At 57.4% G+C, this 24,898-nt stretch carries 24 protein-coding genes; 12 read left to right on the top strand and 12 right to left on the bottom strand.

The features are described from left to right. Nucleotides 1–13: 13 nt before the first annotated feature. A complete protein-coding gene (gene pdeM, locus SH661x_RS16430) occupies nt 14–673 on the top strand; it encodes a ligase-associated DNA damage response endonuclease PdeM (protein ID WP_437223613.1) in 660 nt (219 codons plus the stop codon). A 132-nt stretch (nt 674–805) separates the two neighbouring features. On the opposite strand, the gene SH661x_RS16425 is transcribed toward pdeM, so the two are convergent. The 3 genes from SH661x_RS16425 to SH661x_RS16415 all read right to left on the bottom strand — a co-directional run bounded on the left by SH661x_RS16425 (nt 806) and on the right by SH661x_RS16415 (nt 5,119). Continuing rightward, entirely contained in the window at nt 806–2,509 is a 1,704-nt protein-coding gene (locus SH661x_RS16425) for a 2-oxo acid dehydrogenase subunit E2 (RefSeq protein WP_437223610.1), read from the bottom strand. 472 nt (nt 2,510–2,981) lie between these two features. Then, nucleotides 2,982–3,473 (bottom strand): hypothetical protein, encoded by a 492-nt coding sequence (locus SH661x_RS16420; protein ID WP_437223608.1) that lies wholly within the window; start codon nt 3,471–3,473, stop codon nt 2,982–2,984. A 227-nt stretch (nt 3,474–3,700) separates the two neighbouring features. Beyond that, a complete protein-coding gene (locus SH661x_RS16415; protein WP_437223605.1) occupies nt 3,701–5,119 on the bottom strand; it encodes a flagellin in 1,419 nt (472 codons plus the stop codon). 534 nt (nt 5,120–5,653) lie between these two features. Between SH661x_RS16415 and SH661x_RS16410 the strand changes: the two genes are divergently transcribed. The 9 genes from SH661x_RS16410 to SH661x_RS16370 all read left to right on the top strand — a co-directional run bounded on the left by SH661x_RS16410 (nt 5,654) and on the right by SH661x_RS16370 (nt 14,394). Continuing rightward, nucleotides 5,654–7,924, top strand: a complete 2,271-nt coding sequence (locus tag SH661x_RS16410) for a chemotaxis protein CheA (protein WP_437223602.1) — start codon at nt 5,654–5,656, stop codon at nt 7,922–7,924. 1 nt (nt 7,925) lies between these two features. Continuing rightward, complete coding sequence (locus SH661x_RS16405; protein WP_437223600.1) at nt 7,926–8,384, top strand: chemotaxis protein CheW; 459 nt, start codon at nt 7,926–7,928, stop codon at nt 8,382–8,384. A gap of 53 nt (nt 8,385–8,437) precedes the next feature. Beyond that, nucleotides 8,438–10,291, top strand: coding sequence for a methyl-accepting chemotaxis protein (locus tag SH661x_RS16400; protein ID WP_437223597.1), 1,854 nt, complete (start codon nt 8,438–8,440; stop codon nt 10,289–10,291). 145 nt (nt 10,292–10,436) lie between these two features. Then, nucleotides 10,437–10,823, top strand: coding sequence for a response regulator (locus SH661x_RS16395; protein WP_437223595.1), 387 nt, complete (start codon nt 10,437–10,439; stop codon nt 10,821–10,823). Nucleotides 10,824–10,828: 5 nt separating this feature from the next. Further along, a complete protein-coding gene (locus SH661x_RS16390; RefSeq protein ID WP_437223592.1) occupies nt 10,829–11,986 on the top strand; it encodes a protein-glutamate methylesterase/protein-glutamine glutaminase in 1,158 nt (385 codons plus the stop codon). Between the two features lie 121 nt (nt 11,987–12,107). Beyond that, nucleotides 12,108–12,926 (top strand): CheR family methyltransferase, encoded by an 819-nt coding sequence (locus SH661x_RS16385; RefSeq protein ID WP_437223589.1) that lies wholly within the window; start codon nt 12,108–12,110, stop codon nt 12,924–12,926. A 16-nt stretch (nt 12,927–12,942) separates the two neighbouring features. Beyond that, entirely contained in the window at nt 12,943–13,398 is a 456-nt protein-coding gene (locus SH661x_RS16380) for a chemotaxis protein CheX (RefSeq protein ID WP_437223586.1), read from the top strand. Nucleotides 13,399–13,440: 42 nt separating this feature from the next. Beyond that, nucleotides 13,441–13,809 (top strand): response regulator, encoded by a 369-nt coding sequence (locus SH661x_RS16375; RefSeq protein WP_437223583.1) that lies wholly within the window; start codon nt 13,441–13,443, stop codon nt 13,807–13,809. Between the two features lie 120 nt (nt 13,810–13,929). Further along, entirely contained in the window at nt 13,930–14,394 is a 465-nt protein-coding gene (locus SH661x_RS16370; protein ID WP_437223581.1) for a hypothetical protein, read from the top strand. Between the two features lie 120 nt (nt 14,395–14,514). Here SH661x_RS16370 and SH661x_RS16365 read toward each other — a convergent pair whose 3' ends face one another. Beyond that, entirely contained in the window at nt 14,515–15,822 is a 1,308-nt protein-coding gene (locus SH661x_RS16365) for a glucose-1-phosphate adenylyltransferase (RefSeq protein ID WP_437223578.1), read from the bottom strand. 374 nt (nt 15,823–16,196) lie between these two features. Here SH661x_RS16365 and SH661x_RS16360 point away from each other — a divergent pair, with 374 nt between their 5' ends. Further along, nucleotides 16,197–17,090, top strand: a complete 894-nt coding sequence (locus tag SH661x_RS16360) for a hypothetical protein (protein ID WP_437223576.1) — start codon at nt 16,197–16,199, stop codon at nt 17,088–17,090. Nucleotides 17,091–17,163: 73 nt separating this feature from the next. Here the strand turns inward: SH661x_RS16360 and SH661x_RS16355 are convergent, their stop codons facing one another. From SH661x_RS16355 to SH661x_RS16325, 7 genes are all read right to left on the bottom strand, one after another. Next, entirely contained in the window at nt 17,164–17,541 is a 378-nt protein-coding gene (locus SH661x_RS16355; RefSeq protein ID WP_437223573.1) for an Hpt domain-containing protein, read from the bottom strand. Nucleotides 17,542–17,662: 121 nt separating this feature from the next. Continuing rightward, the gene (locus tag SH661x_RS16350) at nt 17,663–17,890 is read right to left on the bottom strand and encodes a hypothetical protein (protein WP_437223571.1); all 228 of its coding nucleotides are present in this window, start codon (nt 17,888–17,890) and stop codon (nt 17,663–17,665) included. Between the two features lie 58 nt (nt 17,891–17,948). After that, nucleotides 17,949–18,116, bottom strand: coding sequence for a DUF1328 domain-containing protein (locus tag SH661x_RS16345; RefSeq protein ID WP_437223569.1), 168 nt, complete (start codon nt 18,114–18,116; stop codon nt 17,949–17,951). 107 nt (nt 18,117–18,223) lie between these two features. Beyond that, nucleotides 18,224–18,433 (bottom strand): hypothetical protein, encoded by a 210-nt coding sequence (locus tag SH661x_RS16340; RefSeq protein ID WP_437223567.1) that lies wholly within the window; start codon nt 18,431–18,433, stop codon nt 18,224–18,226. Between the two features lie 22 nt (nt 18,434–18,455). Next, nucleotides 18,456–19,433 carry a DUF1571 domain-containing protein gene (locus tag SH661x_RS16335; protein ID WP_437223565.1) on the bottom strand — a complete coding sequence of 326 codons (978 nt, stop codon included), beginning with the start codon at nt 19,431–19,433 and terminating at the stop codon, nt 18,456–18,458. Nucleotides 19,434–19,743: 310 nt separating this feature from the next. Then, on the bottom strand, nt 19,744–20,691 hold the full coding sequence (locus tag SH661x_RS16330) for a M14 family zinc carboxypeptidase (protein WP_437223563.1): 948 nt from the start codon (nt 20,689–20,691) through the stop codon (nt 19,744–19,746). A 205-nt stretch (nt 20,692–20,896) separates the two neighbouring features. Continuing rightward, nucleotides 20,897–21,583 (bottom strand): hypothetical protein, encoded by a 687-nt coding sequence (locus SH661x_RS16325; protein ID WP_437223560.1) that lies wholly within the window; start codon nt 21,581–21,583, stop codon nt 20,897–20,899. 603 nt (nt 21,584–22,186) lie between these two features. On the opposite strand from SH661x_RS16325, the gene SH661x_RS16320 reads away from it, so the two are divergent. After that, complete coding sequence (locus SH661x_RS16320) at nt 22,187–23,224, top strand: helix-turn-helix transcriptional regulator (protein ID WP_437223557.1); 1,038 nt, start codon at nt 22,187–22,189, stop codon at nt 23,222–23,224. 209 nt (nt 23,225–23,433) lie between these two features. Here the strand turns inward: SH661x_RS16320 and SH661x_RS16315 are convergent, their stop codons facing one another. Further along, entirely contained in the window at nt 23,434–24,300 is an 867-nt protein-coding gene (locus SH661x_RS16315; RefSeq protein WP_437223554.1) for a hypothetical protein, read from the bottom strand. Nucleotides 24,301–24,898: the final 598 nt, after the last annotated feature.

Genomic DNA, 24,898 nt, shown 5'->3' with positions numbered 1-24,898 from the left:
GAAGGACAATGGAATGCCAGGGATTTCTTCAGGAAGTTTGAGTCTGGAGTTCAATGATTGTCGACTGGAATTGCTGCCCGAACGCGCCGCGTTCTGGAGTGAGGAATCCACTCTGTTCGTGACCGACCTGCATATCGGGAAGGAGGAGACGTTTCGTCGAGCGGGTCTTCCGGTGCCGGATGTGTTGCCGGCTGATCTGAGCCGACTCAATTCCGCCATCGCCCGGACAGGATGCACCAGACTGGTCATTCTGGGCGACTTTTATCACGCCTCGCCGGGGCGATCGAAGCGGGTGACCGAACAGCTTTCTCTCTGGCGTCGATCCCATTCACAGCTGCACATCACACTGATTCGCGGGAATCATGATCTGCACGCTGGTGCTCCGCTCAGGGAATGGGAGATGGAGGTCCACGATGAGCCCTTCCGCTTCCGGCATCTGTCACTGGCTCATTTTCCCTGCTTCGATTGGCAGACACCGGTGCTCGCTGGCCATCTGCATCCGAAGTTCCGGCTGCAGTGCGGCCCCGAGCGATTGCACCTTCCCTGCTTTCTGGAGAGAAAGCAGACGCTGGTGCTGCCCGCCTTCAGCAATTTCGTCGATCATGGTCTGATCAAACGGCAGCCGGCGGACCGCATTTATGTCGTCGCGGACGATCACGTTCTTGAAGTCTGATGATTTCGCCGAAGAAGACCCTGACTGAAACGAAAATGCGTCGGCAGGCCCGGATTGATGTTCGGACCGACCGACGCATTTGTCTTCTTGGGGACAACAGTGTTTATCCCCGATGTCCTGACCCGATTTGGATCAGACCATTGCCATTAACTGAAACGGATCGCCCAGCAGATTGGTGAGTGCCACCATAAAGCGGGCGGCGTCAGCACCGTTGATGACCCGATGGTCGTAGGAGAGGCTCAGTGGCAGCATCAGTCGTTCGACCACTTTCCCCTCAACCAGCTTGAGTTCCTGCTGGCCGCGGCACATCCCCAGAATGCAGACTTCCGGGTAGTTGACGATGGGGGTGAATGCGATTCCGCCGATCCCACCCAGATTCGTCACCGTGCAGGTGGCTCCCTGCATGTCGGCGACCGGCAACTTGCGATCCCGCGCCTTCTCCGCCAGTTCAGAAATCGACATCGCGATTTCGAGAATGCTCTTCTTGTCGCAATCCTTGACGACCGGCACAAGCAGACCGTGAGGGGTATCGACGGCACAACCGATGTTGTAGAACTTCTTGTAGACGATCTCGTTGGTTTCGGGATCGAGGCTGCTGTTGAACTTCGGATACGCCTGCAGGCACTTCGCCAGAGCTTTGATCACAATGGCGGTCATGGTGATCTTCGGACCGTTCTTACCGACACCGGAGACGAACCGCTTACGGGCTTCTTCCAGATCGGTAATGTCGACGCGGTCATGCTGGGTGACGTGCGGGATGACGTTCCAGGAGACCGTCAGGTTTTCGGCTGCGGTGCGGGCGATCTTGCTCATCTTCTCCCGCTCGATCACGCCGTAGCGTGAGAAGTCCGGGAGCGGAGGAGGTGCCAGCGATCCCGCCATCAGGCCGCCGGTCGTCTCTGCCTTCGCAGGAAGATTCGACTTCTGCAGCTTCTCTTTGACGTAATTCTGCACGTCTTCCTGAACGATTCGACCACCCCGACCACTGCCGCGAACCTGCTGCAGGTCGACGCCGAGCTGGCGGGCGAGCCGACGTGTTGATGGAGCTGCCGGGACAGGGCTTCCGGATTCTGCGGTCGGCTTTTCCTGTGCCAGGGGAGCCGGGGAAGACTTGGCGGGAACCTGCGGAGCAGGGGCCTTTTCGACTTTTGCTTCCGCTGGCTTGGGAGCCGGTGCTGCGGGCTTGGGATTTTCCTTCTTCTTGTCCGAAGAGCCGACTTTGCTGGTCGTCTCGATGGTCAGGACGACGGCCCCCACGTTGACGGTATCGCCGGGGGAGACGTGAATCTTCTTGATCTTGCCCGGATGCGGGCAGGGGAGTTCCACCACAGCCTTTTCGGTTTCCAGTTCCATCACAGCCTGTTCGGCCGTGATGACATCACCCTCGCGGACGAGGATTTCCGCGATGTCGGCTGAAGAGACCCCTTCTCCCAGCGGAGGAACGGCGAATTCAATCGTCCCTTCGACGATCTCGGTCTGGGGAGCGGGCTTTTCTTCCTTTTGAGCGGGAGCGGCTTTGGTTTCAGGCTGGGGAGCTGGCTTTTTCTCCGGGGCTTCGTCCTTCGACTCCGGTTTGGATTCTGATTTCGCGCCCCCTTCTCCGGTGGCGATCAACATGAGAAGAGCGTCGACGCTGACGGTGTCGCCCGGGGAGACCACGATTTTCTCAACGCGGCCAGCCTGGGGGCACGGGAGTTCGACAACCGCTTTTTCGGTCTCGAGTTCCATGACGGTCTGGTTGACGGCAACTTCGTCTCCTACGGAAACGAGAATTTCCGCGATATCCGCCTCGGTGACCCCTTCGCCGATGTTGGGCAATCTCAGTTCAAAGCTCATTTGCGGTGCGATCTCAGTCAAGGACCCCGGCCACGATCAAGTGTGGACGAAATAACCATAGCTAATACGTTCGGGAACGGCATGAGCGCCGTTGTCGGGATGATAGCCAAGCGAACGCGGACGGCAAAGGGGTCTCGGCCTGCATCAAAACAGGCGTACGCGTTCCAGAGCAGCTTGCTCGAGCGGGTGAAGGGGATTCGGGCGTTTTTCCGCATGAAAGTCGATGTGATCGACCGCGGAGGACCGAATGTCGTGTCGAGAAACGTTCCAATCGGCGAGAAAACGAAGGTTTCCCGATCTCAAGGGGGCAAAAGAACTCTCGTGAGTCCCCAAGAAGCACTGAAAAGGCGGGAAAAACGCGGAACTCTGTCCGCAAAGACGTGACGGGGGGCGATCAACCATGGGAATTCGCAGAATTCCAGGGATCGGAATTTCCTGCTCCGTTCCGTCTCTCTGCCGGGAAGGGGGCTGCTCAGACCGCTTCGCGGTGTTCAATCTCGGCCCAGAGGGCGAGTTCCATCTTCAATTTCTCCATCAGAATCTGATTTTCCGCCTGGACCCTTCGGGACGGCGAAAGATCGAGTTGAGTGGCCAGGTTCTGCAGGCAGGTGAAGTAGCGAATGATGGACTGTTCTTCCCCAGCGATGAGTTGCTGGCGGACCTGAACGAAGGGGCAGGCCACGATTCCTTCCGTCAGCTGGACACCCCACCAGCCGCTTGCGTCGGACCACTCGCCGCCGCAGGTTCTGATCAACGCTTCGCCCAGAAAGGCTCCCAAACAGTCGATGGCCGACGAACTTTCTGCTTGCAGGAGCATGTCGCGTGCAAGCTCCAGGTAGATCGACACCTGTTCAACCCCGACAGCGTCGTAGGTCAGGGAGACTCCAAACTCCTCCATGAAGATCTCAACGACCGTTTCAGCGGAGGCCGACCATCCGGACTGAGGTGATTCGACGGTAGACATCGGGCGTCCTTGCATTGAAGAAGACGTGGTTCAGAAGGAAAGCAGTAGGCAGACCGGACTGTTAATTCTTCACTCAGTAGTGCCAAGTCTGATCGAATTGAAACAAGAGGTCAGGGGACAGAGGTCGGAGGTCAGAAAAACACTGGAAAACAAGCGGTTTTCTGACCTCTGTTCCCCGACCTCTGACCTCTCACGATGATTGCTCGGAGAACTTGGAACTACTGCCACTACTGATTGTTGAGAAGAGACAGGACCTGTCGCGGGATCTGGTTTGCAGAAGAGAGAACTGAAGTTCCTGCCTGAACCAGAATCTGTTCCTTGGTGAAGTTGGCAATTTCCGAAGCGAAGTCAGTGTCACGGATGGTTGACTCCGCGCTGACGGTGTTCTCAAGCGTGGTCCGCAGGTTGTTTGCGGTCGACTCCAGAGTGTTCCCCTGGAACGATCCCAGTTCTCCTCGCAGATTGGTCACATCCGAAATCGCTGCGTCGATAATGCTGATGGCATCCTGTGCTTTCGATGCGGATGTGACATCGATTTCCGCGAGATTCTTGAACTGATTGGATCCGACCCCGACCCCCAGCGACTTCGCATAGATCTGCGGAATCGAAATGCGGGTTGACTGATTGGGATTCGGGCCGATTTGAAAGACCAGGGAATTGTCGGTGACCGCCACGTTCCCCTGAGCACCGGACACGGTGCTGGTTGGATCGCTTCCGCTGGCTCCGATCTGAATGACCAGTCCTTTGGCCGCTCCGGTCGTCGCCTTCAGGATGTTGCCGCTTCCAATGAAGCTGGTGCCGCCGATGGTTCCGACGACATCCGTTCCCGATGAAGCGATTTCCGAGGAACCGAATCCCGAACTCGTCGCCGCAGCAGCCTGATTGGAGGTCACCGAGATTTTGGCATCCGTTCCAAACTCCCGGGTGTAAAGACGGGTGGCTCCAGAGTTGACGTCTGCTGTCACCCCGGTGGTTGTTGTGAAACTATTGATGCGGTCAACGACCTGCGACTGTGTCAGTCCTGCATTCAACGAAATGCTGACGCCATTAATCGTCAGAATTTCATCGTTGGCCAGCGGGGACGCCTGGTCTGTGCCCGCTTCAGCCACGGCGCGTGTGGCTGCGGACGTGACACTCACCAGATACACCCCGGCGGTCGTTTCACTTCCTGCTTTCAGGAATGTGACATCATCGTCATTCGAGATGCCGGAGACGCCGGAACTGCCGTCGAGCAGGTTTTTCGTTCCGAACTGCGTGTTATTTGCAATGCGGTCGATGGTCGCGAGGGCATTCTGAATCTCTGCCTGATTCGCAGCCTGCGCATCGGCATCGTTCACACCGGAGTTAGCGGAGTCGATGGCGAGCCCGCGAACTTTCAGCAACAGCGTGTTGATTTCACTGAGAGCACCTTCTGCTGTCTGGACGAGTGAGACAGCTTTGTCGGCGTTCTCAATGGCTTTCTGCAGTCCTGCGATCTGGGCACGCTGCCGTTCGGAGATGACCAGACCCGAAGGATCATCCGCTCCACGGTTCACACGAAAGCCGGATGACAGACGTTCGATCGAACGGGACAGCCGCGAAGATGCCCTGTTCAACTGATTCTGAGCCGTCAACGACGAGACGTTGTTGGCAATGGTCAATCCCATCGCAGCCTCCCTTCTGCAAGATTCCGCCCCGCAGCTTCGGGATGAGTGAAACATCCTCCGAAGCAAAGTAGACACGCACATCCAGTGTTACTGGTGTCGGTATAAAGAATCGGGGGAAGCTGATGGTGATCTACTGCAACACTCAGAGCGCGGGGCAGGTTTTCACGCTTTGAACTGGAAATACGCGGGTGCAGGTATTCACTGCTCGCGGAAGCCTGTTTCAGCAACGAAGTGGTGGTGCCTCCACGCGGATGTGAGCAGGAAGCCCCCGTATGCGCCGCTGCCACATGCATACTGGTGATGACTGCGAACATCCCTATGTTCATAAGACTCTGTCTGCGGGCCTCATCAACGGCAAATTTCGCTGGTTCCCATGATGAAAAATCGCAACAGCAGCTGGAACCTGAACGATATATGAGCACAGGGAATCACGAAGACTTCCGTGCTTCGCGCTGAGCATTCGGACGACAGATTTCGTCTCTCAGACATCGTGTTCCCGCTGCATTGTCATCTTGCTTCTTCACAGGTCGGGCCATGGAACAGCTGGACGATATCGTCAAAGAATTTCTCGTTGAAAGTTACGAGAACCTGGATCGTCTGGACCGTGATCTGGTGGCACTGGAATCCATTCCGGATGACCGTGAGCGGCTCTCCAGCGTCTTTCGTACGATTCATACCATCAAGGGAACATCCGGCTTCCTGGCCTATCCCAAACTGGAGCACGTGGCACATGTCGGGGAGAACCTGCTTGTCCCGCTGCGGGATGGCGACCTGCGACTGAACGCCCAGATTGCCGACGGCCTGCTGTCGATGGTCGATGCGATCCGCAACATCCTCGCGAATATCGAAACCCTCGGGACGGAAGGGGACGCGGAATACACGCAGCTGCTGGAAAGCCTGGAAGGGCTGACCACTTCCAGGCAGGAGGAAGAACTTCGTTGTGAGAGTCACATCGAATCCATTTCGCAGCCGGTTCTTTCGAAGTTCGGACAGGATCCAGGAACCGGGCACGCCGAAACGATCATCACAGAGATCCCCGCATCCCGCCAGCCTGTTCCATCCCCTTCGAACGACTCCCCGGTCGAAGTCGAACATGAAACCACTGAACGGTCGGGTTCCATCACGGATTCGACGATCCGCATCGATGTACAATTACTGGACCGGCTGATGAATCTGGTCGGAGAACTGGTCCTCGCCCGCAACCAGGTTCTCCAATTCAGCCGGTCCAGCGAAGACTCCACGATCGCTGCCGCATCACAGCGACTCAATCACATCACGACCGAGCTGCAGGCCGGCGTGATGAAAACCCGCATGCAGCCCATCAGCAATGCGTGGAGCAAACTGCCCCGCGTCGTGCGTGATCTTTCCGCCGCTTGCGGAAAGCGGGTGCAGATCAAGATGGAAGGGGCGGAGGCGGAACTCGACAAAACGATTCTGGAAGCCATTAAAGATCCGCTCACACACATTGTTCGCAACAGTGTGGACCACGGGATTGAAGCTCCGGAAGTCCGCGAAGCCAAAGGCAAGAACCCCGAGGGAACGTTGCTCCTGCGTGCGTTTCATGAAGGTGGTCAGGTCAATATCGAGATCAGTGACGATGGCGGCGGCATCGATCTGGAACGGGTTCGCGCCAAAGCGATCAGCCAGCGGATGATCACCGCTGAACAGGCTGCGACGATGAGCGAACGTGAGCTGACGCAGCTCATTCTGCTCCCCGGATTCTCCACCGCAGCCAAGGTGACCAACGTCTCCGGACGCGGCGTCGGCATGGACGTGGTGAAGACCAACGTTGAGAAGATCGGCGGGACTCTGGATATCTCCAGCGTCCTGCATCAGGGAACGGTTCTGAGAATCAAAATCCCTCTCACACTGGCGATCGTCCCGGCATTGATCGTCACCTGCCTGAGTGAACGGTTCGCCATCCCGCAAGTCAGTCTGCTGGAACTGGTCCGTCTGGAAGGGGACCGCGCCCGCCGCGATATCGAGTTAATTCACGACTCTCCGGTCTACCGACTGCGAGGCAAGCTGCTGCCGATCGTCTTTCTGGACGAACAGCTCAAGCTTCGACCACGTCGTTCTGTCGATGAACTCCGCTCCGGTGAAGCAGTGAACATCATTGTTCTGCAGGCGGAAGACCATCAGTTCGGTCTGATTGTCGATCAGATTCGCGACACGCAGGAAATCGTCGTCAAGCCGCTGGGGCCGCATCTGAAATGGATTCCCGCCTACGCCGGTGCGACGATCATGGGAGACGGTGCGGTCTCATTGATTCTCGATGTGACCGGTCTGGCCCAACAGGCAAACATCCTCGCTGCCCATCGTGATGCTTCCATTGCGGACATCAACGCAACTTCTTCGGAGCGTCAACACGATCAACAGGCCTGGCTGGTCGTCGATCCCGGGGACGGCAGTCGGGCTGCGATTCCGCTGGCCAGCGTCTCCCGACTTGAAGAAATCGAATCGCGTTCGGTCGAGTTCGACGGTCGTCAGGAAGTCGTGCAGTACCGAGGCCGCATCATGCCGCTGATCCGATTGGTTCCGCATCACGAACGCTTCTACTCGTCGGATGAATCCAAATTACAGGTGGTGGTCTTCTCCGATCTCCAGCGCAGCCTGGGAGTGGTGGTCGAGAAGGTGGTGGACATCGTCGAGAGTACGGTTTCCGAGCGAACACAGGCCGCTCATGTCGTCGCGGGGCGTGTGACCCGGCTCATCGATCCAGCTTCCATCATGACCGGACCGCACACCGGTTTTTCCAACTTCGCCGGGGTCTCTCCCCTGCGTCAGGGACAGGGAGTCATCTGACATGCACAACACATCCGCCTATTGCACCTTTCACGTCGGCCATCTGCTCTTTGGAGTTGAAGTCCGTCATGTTCAGGAAGTCCTGCGGCATCAGCGGACGACACCCGTTCCGCTCGCGCAGAACATGGTCCACGGCCTGATGAATCTGCGTGGACAGATCGTCACAGCCCTCGATCTGCGGAAGAGCCTGGACCTGTACGCGGCAAATCACGACCGCCTTCCGATGAACGTCGTCCTTCGTTCCAGCGACGGGCCGGTCAGTCTCCTCGTTGATGAGATCGGCGACGTCATGGAGGTGGAATCCAGTCAGTTCGAATCGACTCCGGACACGTTGCCCGAGCATATTCGCGCAGCCGTGCAAGGGGTCTACAAGCTGAGCGGTCGCCTGATGCTGGTGCTGAATCCGGACAGTCTGGATGCGCGGCATGAGCCGCATCGCCCCGTGGCAAGTTTCTGTTGATGTTGAAGTCCCCCGACACGATCCCCTCAAAAGTGAATTCCTGGAGTTTGAACATGGTTGCGTTGAACAAGAAGAAGACGTCTCCCCGTCGCGCGGAGACCGCGGTCCGCTCTCAATCAAAAGCGAAGCCGCGGCAGACAGTCCCTGTCGCCCGTAAGCTCTCGGTGGAAGAGAGTCGACGGCATGCCGACCACGCTGGTCAGGTGGAGGCCATCAACAAGTCACAGGCAGTGATCGAATTTGAAGTCGATGGCACGATCCGTCACGCCAATTCCAACTTCCTGGCCACCGTCGGGTACTCGCTGGAAGAAATTCAGGGGAAACATCATGGGATGTTTGTCGATGAACAGACTCGCCGCAGCCCCGAATACAAAGAGTTCTGGACCCGGCTGGGTCGAGGCGAGTACCAGGCTGCGGAATACAAACGTGTCGGCAAGAATGGAAAGGAGATCTGGATTCAGGCTTCTTATAACCCCATCTTTGACGACAAGGGGATTCCGTTCAAAGTCGTGAAGTACGCGACCGACATCACCCAGCAGAAGATCCGGAATGCAGACTATGCTGGTCAGATCGAGGCCATTAAAAAATCGCAGGCGGTGATCGAGTTCCGCATGGACGGAACGATCATCGACGCCAACCCCAACTTCTGTAAGACCGTCGGCTATCAGCTGGAAGAAATTCGCGGCAAGCACCACAGCCTGTTTGCAGATGAGGCGTACGTCTGCAGCCCGGAGTACCGCGAATTCTGGGCAGGTCTGAATCGGGGTGAGTTCGCTGCCGGAGAATTCAAGCGTCGTGGAAAAGGGGGACAGGAGATCTGGCTGCAGGCCTCCTACAACCCGATTCTTGATCTGAACGGTCAACCGTTCAAAGTCGTGAAGTACGCATCCGACATCACCCCGCAGAAGCAGTTGCTGCAGCAACTCGCCAACAGCGAGCAGAGAGAACGGGAACGAGCTGAAGAGGCACGCAAGGTGGAACTCCTGCTGGCTGTCGTCGACGCGGCAGCTCAAGGGGACCTGACCCGGCAGATCGAAGTCTCCGGCGCGGATGCGGTCGGCAAGATCGGCGCCGGTCTGGAGAAATTCCTGAAGGATCTTCGCGGCAGCATCTCGGGAATCACCGAGAATGCCCAGACGCTGGCGACCGCATCCAGCGAGCTGGCTGCTGTCAGTAACGAAATGCGTTCGACCGCCAGCAGCACCGCCGAGCAGGCAAACGTCGTTTCATCGACTTCCGAGCAGGTGAGTCAGAACGTCCAGTGCGTGGCTGCCAGTGTCGAACAGATGAACTCGTCCATCCGTGAAATCGCACGCAGTGCCACCGAAGCAGCGACCATCGCCGGCAGTGCCGTGAAGGTGGCAGAGTCGACGAACACCACAGTTTCCAAGCTGGGCGCCAGCAGCGTCGAGATCGGAAAAGTGGTGAAAGTCATTAACTCCATCGCTGAACAGACGAATCTGCTCGCTTTGAATGCGACGATCGAAGCCGCTCGGGCCGGTGAAGCAGGCAAGGGGTTTGCCGTTGTGGCCAATGAGGTCAAAGAGCTGGCTAAAGAAACCGCCAAGGCAACGGAAGATATCAGCCTGCGGATCGAAGCAATTCAGAACGACACCCAGGGCGCCGTGCAGGCGATCAAGACGATCACCGACATCATCAATCAGATCAGCGATGTCTCCGGCACGATTGCCAGTGCTGTGGAAGAACAGACGGCAACCACAGCTGAGATTGGCCGCAGCATTCAGGAAGCCGCCCAGGGAAGCACGGATATCGTGCGACGCGTGGTCGGAGTGGCCAAGGCTGCGGACGGCACCATGCAGGGAGCCGGCAACACCCAGCAGGCTGCTGACGAACTCTCTCGTATGGCCGTGGCACTCCAGAATCTGGTGGGCCGATTCCGGATCTAGAGCAGTTTGCTCTGCCGCGTGCCCGCGCAGCACGGTTTTCGACTGATGAAACGCGGTTCGATGCGGACAGGTCGGTTGAGCGATACACGCCGGGTGTATCGCTCAACTCTCTCTCAACTTTTCATACCGATCTCAGGACAGATCAATGCATGCGTTAATTGTCGATGATTCCCGCGCCATGCGGCGCATCCTGCAGCAGATCATCGAGCCGCTGGGCTTTCAGGTGCTGCATGCCGGACACGGTGGTGAAGGGCTGGAACAACTGCGGGATTCTGCAGACATCACGTTGGCCCTTGTGGACTGGAATATGCCGGTCATGAACGGGCTGGAGTTTGTCAAAGCAGTTCGGGCCGACTCCGGATACGACCGCCTTAAGCTGATGATGGTCACGACCGAGACCGAGCCGGCCCAGATGGCGCGGGCTCTCATGGCCGGAGTGGATGAGTTCGTCATGAAACCGTTCACTCCCCAGATCCTGCTCGAAAAGCTGCGGCTCATCGGTGCGATGGCCCCGGCAGAAGCGTCATTCTGAAAGACTTGTATCCGATTCCTCTTCCTGCTCTCGAAGTCGTTTCCTCCACCAACAAGGTTCGTGACGTGCTGCGTCCGCTGCGTATTCTGCTCGCTGATGATTCGATGGTGATTCGCCGCATTCTGGTGCAGGCGCTCTCCCGGCATGTGGATCTCACGATCACCGGCGTGGCTCGTTGGGGGGGAGAAGCAATCGAGCTGCTCGATTCGGCACAGCCGGATGTCGTGCTGCTGGATGTGGAGATGCCCGGGATGAACGGGGTTGAGGCTGCGGAGAAGATCCGCAGCCTGGACAGAACGCTGCCGATCATCATGTTCAGCTCCCTGACAGTGCAGGGGGGGAATGCCACCTTTGAAGCGATGGCCCGTGGAGCGAACGACTATGTCGCCAAGCCACGTAACATCGTCAACATTGCCGAATCACTCGACCTGATCGATTCCGAGCTGGTCACGAAAATTCGATTCTGGGGCGAGAAGCGTCTCAAGCAACAGGAGCCGGCGAAGGTTTCCCCTCCGGTTCCTGTCGCGGCTCCTCATGTCGTCTCGCGGCCGGCACTTCGTCCGGGGGCAGTCGAACTGGTGGTGATCGGAGTTTCCACCGGCGGTCCGAACGCGCTGGCGGATGTCCTCCCGACGATCCCACGTTCCTTTCCGGTTCCGGTGCTGGTGGTCCAGCACATGCCTCCGGTCTTCACTCAACTGCTGGCCAATCGCCTGCAGCAAACGTGTCCATGTCCGGTGCGCGAGGCTGTGGATGAAGAGCCGCTGACACCGGGAACGATTTTGATTGCCCCGGGAAACCAGCACATGCAGGTCTGCTTTCATGAGAAACAGATGTGCGTGAGATTGAATGATGGCCCCTTGATCAATTCCTGCAGACCCGCTGTCGATCTGCTCTTCCGGTCGGCTGCCGAACTCTACGGGAAAGGGTTACTGGCGGTTGTGCTGACGGGGATGGGAAAAGATGGGTTGGAAGGGGCACGTGAAGTCAAACGGCGCGGCGGCCGGGTGATTGCCCAGGACCAGGAATCGAGTGTGGTCTGGGGCATGCCGAGAGCTGTCGCCGAAGCAGGGCTCGCGGATCTGATCCTCCCCCTGAATGCCATCGGCCCTGAAATACTCCAGGCAGCACGTCCCGTTGTGCCGCGTCTGGTCTCGACTTAGATCGGTCAGGATTTGATCGCGATTCGCGCGATGAAGCACCCCGACCAACTCTTCAAGCCTGCGGCGATTCCAACGCACCGCAGTCTCGAAGTTCAAAACACAACGATCGTCTGAATCTATCATGCCCCTAGCCACAGCCAACTTTGATTATCTCCGCGAGGTGGTTGCACGACGTTCCGGAAACGTCGTCTCCGTCACGCAAAGTTATCTGGTGGAGTCCCGCTTGCAGCCGATGGCTGAAAGCCTGGGGCTGGCAAACGTCGAAGCATTGGTCGCTGAACTGCAGCGAGCGCCCGCATCGACGCTGCATGACAAAGTCGCTGAGGCAATGACGATTAACGAGACCAGTTTCTTTCGCGATCTGCAGCCGTTTGATGCGCTCAGGAATGACGTCCTTCCTGCGATCCTGGCCAGAAAAGCTTCCGAACGCCGATTGAACATCTGGTCAGCCGCCAGCTCCAGCGGACAGGAACCTTACAGCATTGCGATGCTGCTGAGAGAACATTTTCCACAATGTCACGACTGGCAGGTCCAGATTCTGGCGACGGATCTTTCCGACGAAATGCTCCGCCGTACGAAGTCGGGTTCCTACAGTCAGTTTGAAGTGAATCGAGGCCTCCCGGCGCGACTGCTGGTCAAATACTTCGAACGACAAGGAACGCAGTGGCAGGCCAAGCCCGAGCTGCGCGACTGGATCGTCTGTCGAAAACTGAATCTGACCATGCCGTTTACGGGCATGCCGGAATTCGACGTCGTCTTTCTGCGGAACGTGCTGATTTACTTCAATCAGGCGGGCAAGGAATCGATTCTCAGCCGGATTCATCGGGTGATGTCACCTCATGGAACTCTCTTTCTCGGCGGCGGGGAAACAATGGTGAATCTCAATGTCCCCTTTGCCCGCGAGTCCGTCGGTCAAACTGTTTGCTTTCGCCCCTTATGACTTCAGGAATAGATCAATGGAAGTGGACAACACACTTTTGGAACAAATTGCGACAGACGTTCTCAACGGTATGCTGGGGCTGGAATTCCATCCGTCCCAGGATCCCGAAGACGATCCCGCAGGTCTGATGGCCAGTATCCGTATCTGCGGAGACTGGCACGCGGGGCTGGACGTCGTCACCCCCATGAGCAGCGCGCGGCGCATCGCCGAGCAGATGTTCGGAACATCCCCGGACGATCTCGCCGAAGCAGAGATTGCGGATGCCCTGGGGGAAATTGCCAACATGATCGGCGGGAATCTGAAGGGACTCAGCCAGGGGGAAACGAGGCTTTCGCTCCCGTGCGTCGGTCCCGCGGCCCTCGACGATCAAACCGATTCCAGCCAGGACTTCCGTGAACTCCACCTGCGCTTCGGCAATGAAAGACTCTCTCTCCGGCTGCACCAGGAAGTCTCACTGGCAGCCACCCGTTAATCGACTCACCGATCACTGACACTGACCCGAAATGGAGACCCCATGCAGATTCTGATTGTGGATGACAGCAAAGCCATGCGCATGATCATCATGCGATCCTTGAAGCAGGCTGGACTGACCGGCTGCAAAGCTCTGGAAGCCAGTAACGGCCGTGAAGCACTCGAAGTGATCGCCAGCCATAGCCCTGACCTTGTGATCTCGGACTGGAACATGCCGGAAATGAAAGGGATTGAACTGCTCAATTCATTACGGCAGTCCGGGCAGACGGTCCGTTTCGGATTCGTCACTTCCGAAAGCGGATCTGCGGTTCGCGAAGAAGCACTTGCCGCCGGGGCTGCTTTCATCGTCACCAAGCCGTTTACAGCCCAGTCCTTTGAAGATGCGCTGAAACCGTTTCTGGCTGTGGCGTAGAGCAGCTGCGGAACATCATTTTGACAAATGACAGGGGAAGCCACCGATTTTCATGTGATGAAAATCCGGGATCGCCTTCCATCTGCCCGACCACCGCGACTGAATGAAAGAACCTTTCCCATGCACGCACCCTTGTTCGCAAAGTCTGTTCACGTTCACGAGATCTTTTCGCTCCTCTTTGGGGGAGACACGGTCATTCGTGAAGACACGGGCCATGACGGAACGATGGTCCAGGCCGTTGTGGCCTACTACGTCGATTCCAATCAGATTCCCCGTCACGTGCTGATCTGTGATCACGCGTTCGCGAATTCGGCCGGAGCCGCGCTCTCGCTGATTCTCCCGGCAGTAGTCGCCCAGGCTGTGAAGGCCAAAACCATCGACGGAACGCTGGTCGACAACCTGCATGAGGTGCTGAATATCAGTGCGAATCTGTTCTCGAGCGAGGACGACATGCAGGTCCGGCTGGATCGAGTCGACCTGCTCCCCAAAGAGCGGTTCGAGTGCCGATCGGCAATCCGCCACCACTTCGAACTTCTGATCCCGCGTTATCCCGCCGGACGAATTCAACTGCTCAAACTTGTCTAGCAGTCCGCTGAAATCACATGTTCTGTCAGAGCACGAAGCGTGAGCGAGTGCATTCTTGACAAGTTGCAACTCAATGCACTTGCTCACGCGGCGTGCTCTGAAAAATTGCTCTGAGACGGGCTAAAACTTACAGGGCTCGATCCGGTCCATTTTCCATCCGTCCGGAAGGACGGTGTTCTTGGGAATGACGATCACGCCGTCGCGAACGATGACCGGCCCGCATCGGCCATCCGGCGGGTTCGGCACCGGAGAGCGGACGATCACGTTCTGGCCGATCCGGCAGTTCTTGTCGATGATCGCACCTTCGACAATGGACCCCGCTCCAATTCCCAGTGGCGGCGTTGAAGGGTCGCTGGAAACGGCCCGACGATCGTTCTGATAGAAGTCGGCTCCCATCATCACGGAACGACGGATGGTCGTTTTCCGCCCCAGAACGCTCCGCAGACCGATCGAACACTCTTCAACGATGGCATCTTCATCAATGATGCATCCGTCGGAAATGAGGCTGGACGAGATTCGTCCCCCTTCCACGCGGGTGGGGGGCAGGTATCGGGGGCGGGTGAAAATCGGCAGGCCCGGGGTATTCATGTCAAACGGCGGTTCACGCGACGCCAGGGCCAGGTTGCATTCGTAGAACGCCTTGATCGTTCCGATATCTTCCCAGTAACCATCGAACAGATGGGTCTGCACCCGCTTGCTGCGGATGGAGGCGGGGAACACTTCTTTCCCGAAGTCGTGGTAAGTTGTCTTCTCCAGAGCGTCCACCAGCACGTTCGCGTTGAACAGGTAAATGCCCATGCTGGCCAGATACTGACGACCGCCGCACGGAACTCCCTGTGCCTCGATCCACGCAGGATCGGTTTTGAACTGACTTAGCTCACTTTCGGTCTGCGGCTTTTCGAGGAAGCCTTTCACCCGACCGGTGTCGTCCAGCCGCATGATTCCGAAAGACGAGGCAAGTTCCGCGTCAATGGGAAGCGCTGCAATGGTCACTTCGGCCTGATGCTTGAGATGGGTCTCCAGCATCTTCCGGTAATCCATCCGGTACAGCTGATCACCGGACAGGATGAGGACATACTCGATTCCCGGCTGAAGCAGGTACCGGAGCTGCTTGCGGACGGCGTCCGCGGTCCCCTGATACCAGTCCATGGACTCGTTGGTCTGTTCGGCAGCCAGAATTTCGACGAAACCGCCGCTGAACGGATCGAAATTGTAGGTCTGACGGATGTGTCGATGCAGGCTCACCGAGTTGAACTGGGTGAGCAGGTAGATCCGGCGGAGGTCGCTATTGATGCAATTGGAGATCGGGATGTCGATCAGCCGGTATTTTCCCCCCAGCGGGACCGCCGGTTTGGAGCGTTCGGCTGTCAGGGGCATGAGCCGGGAACCTTTGCCGCCGCCCAGAATAAAACTGATCACATTGTCCATGGCGGTCCTACTCCCTGCTGGATTCCTCAAGTTGTCCTGCCGCATTCTGCCGTACGTCTGCCGGAAACGAAAGTCTGATTTCTGTGAAGGAAATTGGAAGATTTCATTCCCGGCATCCAGCTCCATCCGCTCCTTGTGATCGGCAGGTTTTACGGATCCGGATCAGCCCGACCGACTCGTCTGATCCCGTTACGTTTGAATTCCCCACTCGAACCTGTAGCATCTTTGATTCCCATCGGGGAAGTTTTTACACCCGTCAGCCCGAAAGTGCCGCTGATGGTCAGTTGCGATCGCATTCAAATCAAGGTTTTCTGGCCCGGATGGGTGTACCTGTCATTAAATTGGGACTAGTCGGCGCCATTGCTGATACGGCGATGAACGTTCTCAATGCGCTGTTGCGTCAGTCCCGGCTGCAGCTAACCGACGTCTACGACCCCTGTCTGGCGAAGGCGCAGGAGAATGCCCAGCATCTGGACGCCACCTTCTCTCCCAGCCTGGACGGAATGCTCCGTCGGTGCCAGGGAGTCGTGATTGGCGACGTGAAATGGATGGGGCTCGAGCCGGTGTCCCGGGCCTGTGAACTCCAGAGACCCAGCCTGATTCTTCAATCGGTCCTGGCACAGCTCAGCCAGTCTGATCTGGAACGGCTTCAGAAGATGTCGTTCGACTCCCGGACGATGATCATGCCGGAACTCTCCTTCCGCTGGGCTCGATCGACCTTGCGGCTGCGGGAGCTGACCGCGACACAGGCCGGAGCCATCGAACGTCTGGAACTGACGTATCGGGGAGAACCGGGGAGTCACGCGGAACTGATGGCTTTTGACTGGTGCTGTAATGTCATGCAGTCGGAATGCAGATCTGTGATCGCAGATACTGAAGAAGACACGGTCTTGCTGAAGTTCCGCCGACCGGATCGACACGGAAACTCCGTCACAGCCCGAATCCAGTCCAACCCTGCAGCGGGCGAGAACGGCTGTCCGACTCTGACCGCCAAGATCGAATGCCGACATGGTCGTGTCGATCTGACGGGCGAAGAGAAGCTGGACTGGGAAATCGATCGTCGACGGGTGAGCGACTCGCTGGCTTCGGACCGATCCGCAAGTGACGTCATGTTCGACCTGTTCGGGCGCCGACTGGTGGGGGGGATTGTACCGATCCCCGAAATCAGCGACCTGATGAAGTCACATGAAATCCGCAGAGGGACCCAGAAGAGCCGGGAAACGGCAGCAGAAGTTCGACTGGACGACCCCGCCTTTCACCACGACTGAGCGGAATCGGTAGCGCGAACTGAGCTCCGTACGATTCCGCCAAATCGCGATGAGTTGTGATTCTTAACCGCATCTACGCGCCGTTCTTCAAGACGTCGCTCTGCAGGGCTGCGAAAACCCGTTGAACGTGATCGCGCAGTGTGGGCAGAAGTTCCTTTGCGGACTCCAGATTCTGGTGACGTCCGTGGCTTTCCATCGCCTGGGCCGCTGCAACGGTACTCAGCGCCTCAAAGTTCGCCGACAACCCCTTGAGGCTGTGGGCGGACCGTGTGATCAGTTCGAAATCGCGAGCCTGGATGCCCTCTTCGAGATTTTGCATCAGCGGCGGGACATCTTCGATGTAGAAGGTCGCTAGCTCGCGGAGGAGTCCTTCGTCCTGTCCCAGCCTTGCCATCGCAGGGGACAGATTGATAACAAGGTCAGGTTCTCCGGGTCGCCGTTCTACTGCCATGGTGATTCCGGGACATTCGGCACGCAGCTTCCCGCGTCCAGATGTCCCCTCCCGACCCGTTCTCGAAATGTTGCCAGTGCTGTGAAATGCCCGATCGTTCTGCGGGCCCGCTCTGTGGTTTTCAGGGTGCGGTCTCTTCTGCCCGCTCCCTCTCCACAGCGTTCTGAAGAGTTTTTCCAGTTTCTTCAAGGGCTTCGCTCCCCTTTTCGACAATTTCGTGTGTGTCTTTCTCCATCTTCACGGTATCAACTGTGACGGTGGCCTGATTTCGGCCGTTGGTCTGGATTGTGATCCAGCCAATCAACAGCAGCACGATGATGATCGCAATCACGATGAGGAGGGCACGCACGAAATTGTCTCCCGGGAAAGGGGGTGCCGGAACGGTTCTTCAACTTTAATGTATGCGTTTACGCAGACGGGGTTCGTCGTCCTGTGAGTGCCGAAACCACAAACAGGATCAGGAAAACAACGAAACAGATCTTCGCTGCCCATGCGGCTGTCCCTGCCAGACCGCCGAATCCCAGAACCGCAGCGATCAATGCGATAATCAGAAAGGTGATTGCCCAGGATAACATAGTGAAACTCCTGCTGGGGCTTGAACCGGTCGACAACGTCTTTAGTTCAAGCGAAGGGGGAAAAGTGAAGGTCGGAACGCTCAGACCCTCATAAATCCAGGTTGGACTTATTTCTCTGTGTCGACTTTGATCTCGACGTCACCGTTGGGATACGTGGATTTCTCCACTTCAACGCTTCCGCCGGGGGTCTTCACGTCGAGCACTTTTTCACGTTTTGCACACCCGCCGACGGCTGCTGCCAGCATCGCCAGAAGCGAACCGTTGATCATCGCGCGTCGAATTAAACCGTGATGAGAATTTCGAGATTGCAACGTCATTGAAGTCTCTCCGCTCGGTCTGCTACTTCGAAAAGTGATAATCCGGGTTTTTGTAATCGAAATGGGTGTCATCAAGTTCGTAATTCGGAGCGAACTCGTGGTAGCGGTAGCGCTCCAGCAGCCCGCGCACGCGGCCGTCCGGACCCCAGGCGTGATTCTCAAGAGAGACCAGCAGTCCCGTTTCTTCGTCAAAGGTCAGCTGTGAACTGCCGTACTCAGGAGAGATCGCATCGCTGGCAAAGGTCACCAGAAAGGTGCGGGCCAACCTGCCGTTTGCGAGCCCTTCAGATTCGGTGCACACGAAGTCCGGCTCCTGCAGGTTGTGACTCCGGTAGAAGTTCAGAGCCATCGCGGTCAACTTTTCAATCCCGATTTCCGTCACCGGATAACGGCAGTCCCGCATCGCCTGCTTACTCTGAGGATTCAGCTTCCACAGCGGGCGGAAACTGGTGATCCCCCGAGTGGGATGGGCCAGGAGACGTCCGTCGTGTAAGCCGTCCACATACAGGACCTCCTGCTGGTCAGCCTGCCACTTCAGGTACACGCTGAATGGGGAGCGTCGTAACTTCATATCGATCAGTGCCGGCTCCAGCAGGCGGTCTCCTTTGTAAACCTGCTGCTCCAGAGTGGCTGTATACCCGGGAATGCTTTCGATGACCCGGAGGGACCGTGCGAGGGCCGCTTCCAGTTTTACAAGTGATTTCACGGAGGAGACAGGTTCAGCCGTCCGGCCGACCGTCCCTGCTCCGGTGGATTCAGGAACTTTGAAGGTGTCTACGACCACCACTTCTTCAATCGCGGGAGCTTCTTCGGAGTCGCTTTCACCCATTGCGACATCGGGGACCGGTAAGTCGATCCATTCATCCTGTCGAGAGGAGTCCGTCGCGCTTGCAAGCCTGTCGACAGAAGTGGGAGCGCTGGGATTGTCGACGACAGCGGGCTGACGCTGCCAGCACGCGTATCCCAGAAAGATCAGACTGCCAATCACGACCAGACGCATCACAACGTTCCGAGTTCGAGGAAAGCCGAAGGGGGGCTGTTTCGAGCTAGGCAATGTATGTGCCATGAAAATCTCCCCGTGCGCAGGAATGTGGAAAATCAGAGGAAATGCCGAGGAATTGCCTGAAATTGGCGGATAGTCCTCCATCGCGGGTCTGATAGAGGCGGCTGTAGACCAGACGCACTGCTCGTTTGTCTGCCAGCAAGAAATTGTACGCGTGGCCGGTGACCGCGTGGAAAGATGGATCGGGATCGCCCGATCGATTTTCCGGGAATCCCTGCAGGGACTCAACCGGTGACGTTTGAAAGGCCTATCGCGGCGGGGGGGGCAACTCGAAATACCGGGTGTCGCCGGCCGCTGCCCCTTGATCGGGACGCTGCGTCGAAGCGTATTCAGGAGGAGGCGGAAGGAACTCGACTTCCAGTGCCTTGGCCACAGCTTCTTCAGGTGCTGACGCGGGTGAAGACGTCATCTCCTTAGGCGGAGCCGTTTGTTCCGCGATCCCCGCTGGAGCTGCCGATGTGCCCGCGACGTTGCTCGTCGCGAACCGCAGCAATTCGGCGGCCTTGAGCTGCTGGGCACCGTTTGCCGCCAGGGTGACTGTCGAAACAGGGGTCTTCATCTGCCGGGCGACATATTCTTCCAGAGATCCCACCTTGAAGGCCTGTTCGAAGTAACCGTGATTGACATGCTTGGGCAGGACTGGAGCCTGACCGTTGGCGACCCAGAGATCGTTGACCAGCACCAGCGGTCGATCTCCGTGACCGCTGCGAACATGAATGACCCGGGAGGGCTTGTATTCCTGAAGAACTCGCAGCATGTACTGCGTCTCGACTTCACTGGCAGGTGCAGGTCCCGTCAGGCGGTTGGGAATCAGTGTGAAATGCGGGGACGGGAAGTTCCGATTCAGTTCGACTCCGCGGGAGTTCGTGTGAACAAGTTCGTGCACGCCGTCGGGATTCATCGTGCGGACAAACAGCAGCGTCACGGGTTCCGGCGGCGGAACGGTGCTTGCCAGTTTGCAGGCGGCATCCATCAGTTCCAGGCTTTCCGGTTCGTTTCCGAGAAGCGAACCGACGATCAGCACGAACTGGTTTCCCTTGCCGAATCGAGCGACCTCAATCGGGTAGTTTCCCGAACTCTTGGCAGTGCTCGCCCACAGCGACTGGGCAGCGGCCGACGCCTGCATCGACAGTACCGCGCAGCTGCAGCAGAGTGCTGTCAGGAGCAGTTGTCGATGGAAGGGCCACTGTCGCATTGGGAAAACGCCGGTCGAGGGGGATCGGGGGTGTCGCGCAGTCCGAAGACGAGCCGACAAACTGAAATGAAGGTGTGCAGGTCGAGGATGTGATCAGCGAGACAGATAAGGACTGCGGAAGTGCGTCCTTTTCACTTGTCCTTCGGACTCGCCGAACTCTGTTCTCCGTAGTTGAACCTGAATGTGCCCCAGTCTGTGGAAGGTCTTATTCGCCTTCCACGCCCAGGCGGTAACGCAGTTCTTCGAAGCTCTCTCCCATCTCGTCGGTCGAGGAATGGATGTGTTCGGCTTCGGTGATGAACTTCAGGGTATCGCTTTGGAAGAGCTTGTTCTGGTTCAGGATTTCTTCGAACGGCTCAAGGTCATGTCCGTACATGATCAGGAGCTTGTGCTCATCGAACTGGACTTCCATCGGAATCCGGGGATTGAGCACGGCAATTCCGACGCAGCCGTCGTTGAGAATGGTGTCTTCGTAGTCGTAAAGCAGGCTTTTCAGGATGGGCATGTCGATCTGTTCGCGGTACAGGTCGCTGTGTCCCCCATGCTCGGAACCGTGGCTGGTCTCCAGCACGACATCCACTTCGTCCCCGAGAGGATCGAGCAGTTCGATAAAAAGATCGAACAGTTTGTTACGCGTCTGTGCAGCCATGATGACAGGCACGTCAATCCCGGTCTCTTTGTCCCGGTAGGTATCTCGACGCCAGCCCGCACTGGGGACGACCGCCAGATCGAAGGCAGGCCGCACGGCATCGGTCAGCATGAAGCTGCCGTAGCGTGCAACATTCAGATGCTCTTCCAGCTGGGATTCTGAAAGTCCGATGAAGCTGCTGGAACCCCGGGTGGCGACGCCGTCGCGGAATGTATTTCGTGTATGGCCTTTGAGGTTGCCCATCGTCGACTCCAGGTGACTTCCACTGACTCTCGGGGCTCGAGAGCAGTCATGAATTGTTTGAATCGCAGCAACTCTAGCACTGGAAAAACGGGGTGCTGAAAGAAGCCTTTGGATCTGGAGTTTTTTTAGGTCGCCCGGCAGGGGAAATTACGGCCGGTCGGATCTGGAAACAGGCTGAAGAGACGCAGTCTGACCGGGTTGTAGCGGTCCTGCGAGGACCTGCCGGCAGGAAGCGACGTCATAGACGATACGAACGGATTGCGTGGAAGAATGAGAATAATGCGTCGAATAGAGTGTCTGCGAAGAGTGGAGTGGGATGCGGAATGGGAGTGCGGTCAGAGCCTGTTGCGAAACAAAACAGGAACTGGCTTCCTGGGTTCCGGCTCTCGCCTGAGGAGGAGGACGTCTAGGGGATCACCCGAGTGGATTCACCGCAGATTACAAAGTTATCCCAATTGCTGCTCACCAAACGGCTTCTGGAAAAACTTTTTATGAAAAAACGGCAGACGCGAAGGGTCGTTTGCGACTGTCAGATGAAGTTAGGGTTATTTGTCGTTATCGAATCGCCGGGAGAGCTTTAACTCTGTCGCGGTCAGCTTCTCTATGAGCTCGATTGGGAAAATCCGTCGCCTGCTGCAGCTGCTGGAGCGACTTCAGTCAGGACGAACACACTCCACAGCGGAGCTGGCCAGTTCGTGTGGAGTCAGCAAGCGGACGGTTTTTCGTGATATCAAGACCCTCCAGGATGCCGGCATCCAGATCCTCTACGACGCTCCCCAGCAAGGTTACTGGATCTCCACGCATTCGTATCTTCCTCCCGCGAATCTCACGCTGGGCGAGACGTTGTCGCTGCTGGTGCTGGCACAGGATGCGGGGACTCAGGACCGGGGCGTGCCATTTCAGGAAGCGGCCCGGGACGCCGCTCTCAAACTTCAAAGTAACCTGCCCAGCCATCTGGTTCCCTATGCGAGTGATCTTGCCCATTCCGTCAAAATTCAGACGGAACCGCAGGCAGACCTCAAAGATGGTCAGGTTCACTATGAAAGAATCCTGCGCGGGTTGACCAATCGGAAGAAAATCCGCTTGAAATACCACAGCCTCGCGGAACAGGCCGTCATCCAGACCCTGCTCAGCCCCTACCGGCTGCTTTTCCGGCGACACACCTGGTATGCGATTGGACGCAGCTCACTGCACAGAAGCGTACGGACGTTTCATCTGGGGCGGGTCGAGGAATCGGAACTGACCGAAGACTCCTACACGATTCCTCCGCGGTTCTCACTCAAGAAATACTTTGGGAACGCCTGGAATTTCATCCGTGAGCCCAATGCCAGAACGATCGTCAAGGTCCGGTTCCAGCCGATGGTCGCTCAGAACGTGGCCGAAGTCTGCTGGCACCCGACGCAACAGATCGAATGGAACGACGACGGCACGCTCGATTACACGGTGCAGGTCGACGGTATTCACGAGATGTCCTGGTGGATTCTCTCCTACGGCGATCAGGCCAAGGTGCTCCAGCCGGCGGAACTCGTTGAACTGGTGATCAAACGGGCAAAGAACATGGTGGAGCAATATTCCAGCCCACCAGAGCAGCTCGACCACGAACTCACCAATAACACGCTGCGCGTCGTGCATTCGACGTGATTTACGCTGATGTCCCGTGTTCACCTTCCCGCTGCCGGTGCGGTCATCTCAACGACAGTCTTGACCGTTCGTTGTGAATTGCGGTCTGACAGGAAACTCTGTGACGCCGCGAGAATCGGTGGCTCGAGAAAGGGCTCCGGCCCCGATAAACACAGCCTTCGAGCGAAAATCCCCGCCGAATCGGCATCACACTCGCGCTAAGACTTTGGCTAACGGCAGAGCACCCAACGGGACATCTGCCGGCACCCACCTTCGTAGCAGGACTTCGTCTCCCGCCACAGCGACTCCCGCCAGTTGGTCGTTTCTGGAATCGGTTCGAGTCGATGAGGAACGATGATCTCTTCCCCCATCACGTGCACTCCGCTCCCGGTGACGCCCGCCAGCAAGCTTCCTGGTGAGACCTGGGCCGGGTTTTCCGCATGCACCCAGTCGATCGACATCAGGGCATCTGTCAGATACTCAGCACAGTGCAAGCCGACTCCGCGTTGACCTCTGATGAAATGGGTCACGGAATACTGTCGGCCCAGCTCGCGGTCCAGCCGTTGCTGAAAAACGACCTTCTCCTCTTCACTCAATGGCCGAACAGGATGGCACAGAGTCAGGGCGTCGGGAGCCTGAAGTTTCAGGAATTCATCCAGCGAGAGTTTCCGCACGCCCGTGCCGCTGGTGCTGTCATAGGCCCAGGGAATACCGTCGTTGAAAACGATCGTTGCCACGTGCGTGTACCGGCTCCCGGTGTAAATGCGAACCGCCATGCAGTCCCCCCGGCTGAACAGGAGCGTTCCTGTCTGGCAGCGGGCCGCGAGCTGATCGGCGATGGAACTGCCCGGAGTTTCACAGAGCACCGTTGCGCTCTCTTTGATTTCGTCGGGGATTTCCGGAATTGAGCGGGTGATGACCGACAACGCTGGCGTGGGAAGAATCGGATCGCCCGCGACTCCGCATTTCACCAGCAATCCAGACAGCGGCAGGAACGCGATCCACCCCAACAGCGTCCGACAAAACGCCTCGCATGGCTGAGCAAGGAAATTCCTTCGCCCTCTGCGATACAGATTGTCATTTGCCAGCTGCTTCATCCTCAGCTCTCCGTCCAACTTCCCTGACTTTCTCTCATCTAAAACGCCTTCGAGTCCGCGATGGATCAAGAATTCGGATGATTCGAATTCGAGTTCCGCTGGCGGGACTCAGGCTGGGGGTACCTGAGAGGTTCGACTGACAAAATCAGGCGTTCGTTCCGGGAAAAGTCGGTCGGCGGCTGGCTTTGAGGCAATCCTGGCAGGATTCAACTTCTTGCGCACGCGGGAGATACCATAAATCCCCGGGGTCCGGTCAAGAGGAGTTGTGTGGACGGGGCCTGGGGACTCGAACAAACTGCAGCCAGTGTGTCGAAATTTGCCGCTTTCAATGGGATCTGGAGAAGGGATTCTGAGTGACTCTGACACCTGCCACATTGGCGGGTCGGGCTCGCCGACTTTGTGCGAAGACCGCCAAATCGGTCACTCTGATAGAGTGTCGATAGGCATAACGTTCGAGTTAACAGTGACTTACAGGATCGGTGTGGAGTTGGCACAGAGTTTGTAGTGTTGTCCGAAAAATCTTTCCGGCCGGAGTGCGTCCGCACTTGGAGAACTCCCGAGGCTGGATCTGACAATCTATCGGGGTGAGGAGTCATTA

The organism is Planctomicrobium stercoris (assembly GCF_051465655.1).
GTDB lineage: Bacteria > Planctomycetota > Planctomycetia > Planctomycetales > Planctomycetaceae > Planctomicrobium.
This window is presented reverse-complemented; position numbering and strand designations above follow the sequence as displayed.

Coding starts and splice junctions, on each gene's coding strand:
- pdeM (WP_437223613.1), top strand. CDS start 14: ATGCCAGGGATTTCTTCAGGAAGTTTGAGTCTGGAGTTCAATGATTGT.
- SH661x_RS16425 (WP_437223610.1), bottom strand. CDS start 2,509: ATGAGCTTTGAACTGAGATTGCCCAACATCGGCGAAGGGGTCACCGAG.
- SH661x_RS16420 (WP_437223608.1), bottom strand. CDS start 3,473: ATGTCTACCGTCGAATCACCTCAGTCCGGATGGTCGGCCTCCGCTGAA.
- SH661x_RS16415 (WP_437223605.1), bottom strand. CDS start 5,119: ATGGGATTGACCATTGCCAACAACGTCTCGTCGTTGACGGCTCAGAAT.
- SH661x_RS16410 (WP_437223602.1), top strand. CDS start 5,654: ATGGAACAGCTGGACGATATCGTCAAAGAATTTCTCGTTGAAAGTTAC.
- SH661x_RS16405 (WP_437223600.1), top strand. CDS start 7,926: ATGCACAACACATCCGCCTATTGCACCTTTCACGTCGGCCATCTGCTC.
- SH661x_RS16400 (WP_437223597.1), top strand. CDS start 8,438: ATGGTTGCGTTGAACAAGAAGAAGACGTCTCCCCGTCGCGCGGAGACC.
- SH661x_RS16395 (WP_437223595.1), top strand. CDS start 10,437: ATGCATGCGTTAATTGTCGATGATTCCCGCGCCATGCGGCGCATCCTG.
- SH661x_RS16385 (WP_437223589.1), top strand. CDS start 12,108: ATGCCCCTAGCCACAGCCAACTTTGATTATCTCCGCGAGGTGGTTGCA.
- SH661x_RS16380 (WP_437223586.1), top strand. CDS start 12,943: ATGGAAGTGGACAACACACTTTTGGAACAAATTGCGACAGACGTTCTC.
- SH661x_RS16375 (WP_437223583.1), top strand. CDS start 13,441: ATGCAGATTCTGATTGTGGATGACAGCAAAGCCATGCGCATGATCATC.
- SH661x_RS16370 (WP_437223581.1), top strand. CDS start 13,930: ATGCACGCACCCTTGTTCGCAAAGTCTGTTCACGTTCACGAGATCTTT.
- SH661x_RS16365 (WP_437223578.1), bottom strand. CDS start 15,822: ATGGACAATGTGATCAGTTTTATTCTGGGCGGCGGCAAAGGTTCCCGG.
- SH661x_RS16360 (WP_437223576.1), top strand. CDS start 16,197: ATGAACGTTCTCAATGCGCTGTTGCGTCAGTCCCGGCTGCAGCTAACC.
- SH661x_RS16355 (WP_437223573.1), bottom strand. CDS start 17,541: ATGGCAGTAGAACGGCGACCCGGAGAACCTGACCTTGTTATCAATCTG.
- SH661x_RS16345 (WP_437223569.1), bottom strand. CDS start 18,116: ATGTTATCCTGGGCAATCACCTTTCTGATTATCGCATTGATCGCTGCG.
- SH661x_RS16340 (WP_437223567.1), bottom strand. CDS start 18,433: ATGACGTTGCAATCTCGAAATTCTCATCACGGTTTAATTCGACGCGCG.
- SH661x_RS16335 (WP_437223565.1), bottom strand. CDS start 19,433: ATGCGTCTGGTCGTGATTGGCAGTCTGATCTTTCTGGGATACGCGTGC.
- SH661x_RS16330 (WP_437223563.1), bottom strand. CDS start 20,691: ATGCGACAGTGGCCCTTCCATCGACAACTGCTCCTGACAGCACTCTGC.
- SH661x_RS16325 (WP_437223560.1), bottom strand. CDS start 21,583: ATGGGCAACCTCAAAGGCCATACACGAAATACATTCCGCGACGGCGTC.
- SH661x_RS16320 (WP_437223557.1), top strand. CDS start 22,187: ATGAGCTCGATTGGGAAAATCCGTCGCCTGCTGCAGCTGCTGGAGCGA.
- SH661x_RS16315 (WP_437223554.1), bottom strand. CDS start 24,300: ATGAAGCAGCTGGCAAATGACAATCTGTATCGCAGAGGGCGAAGGAAT.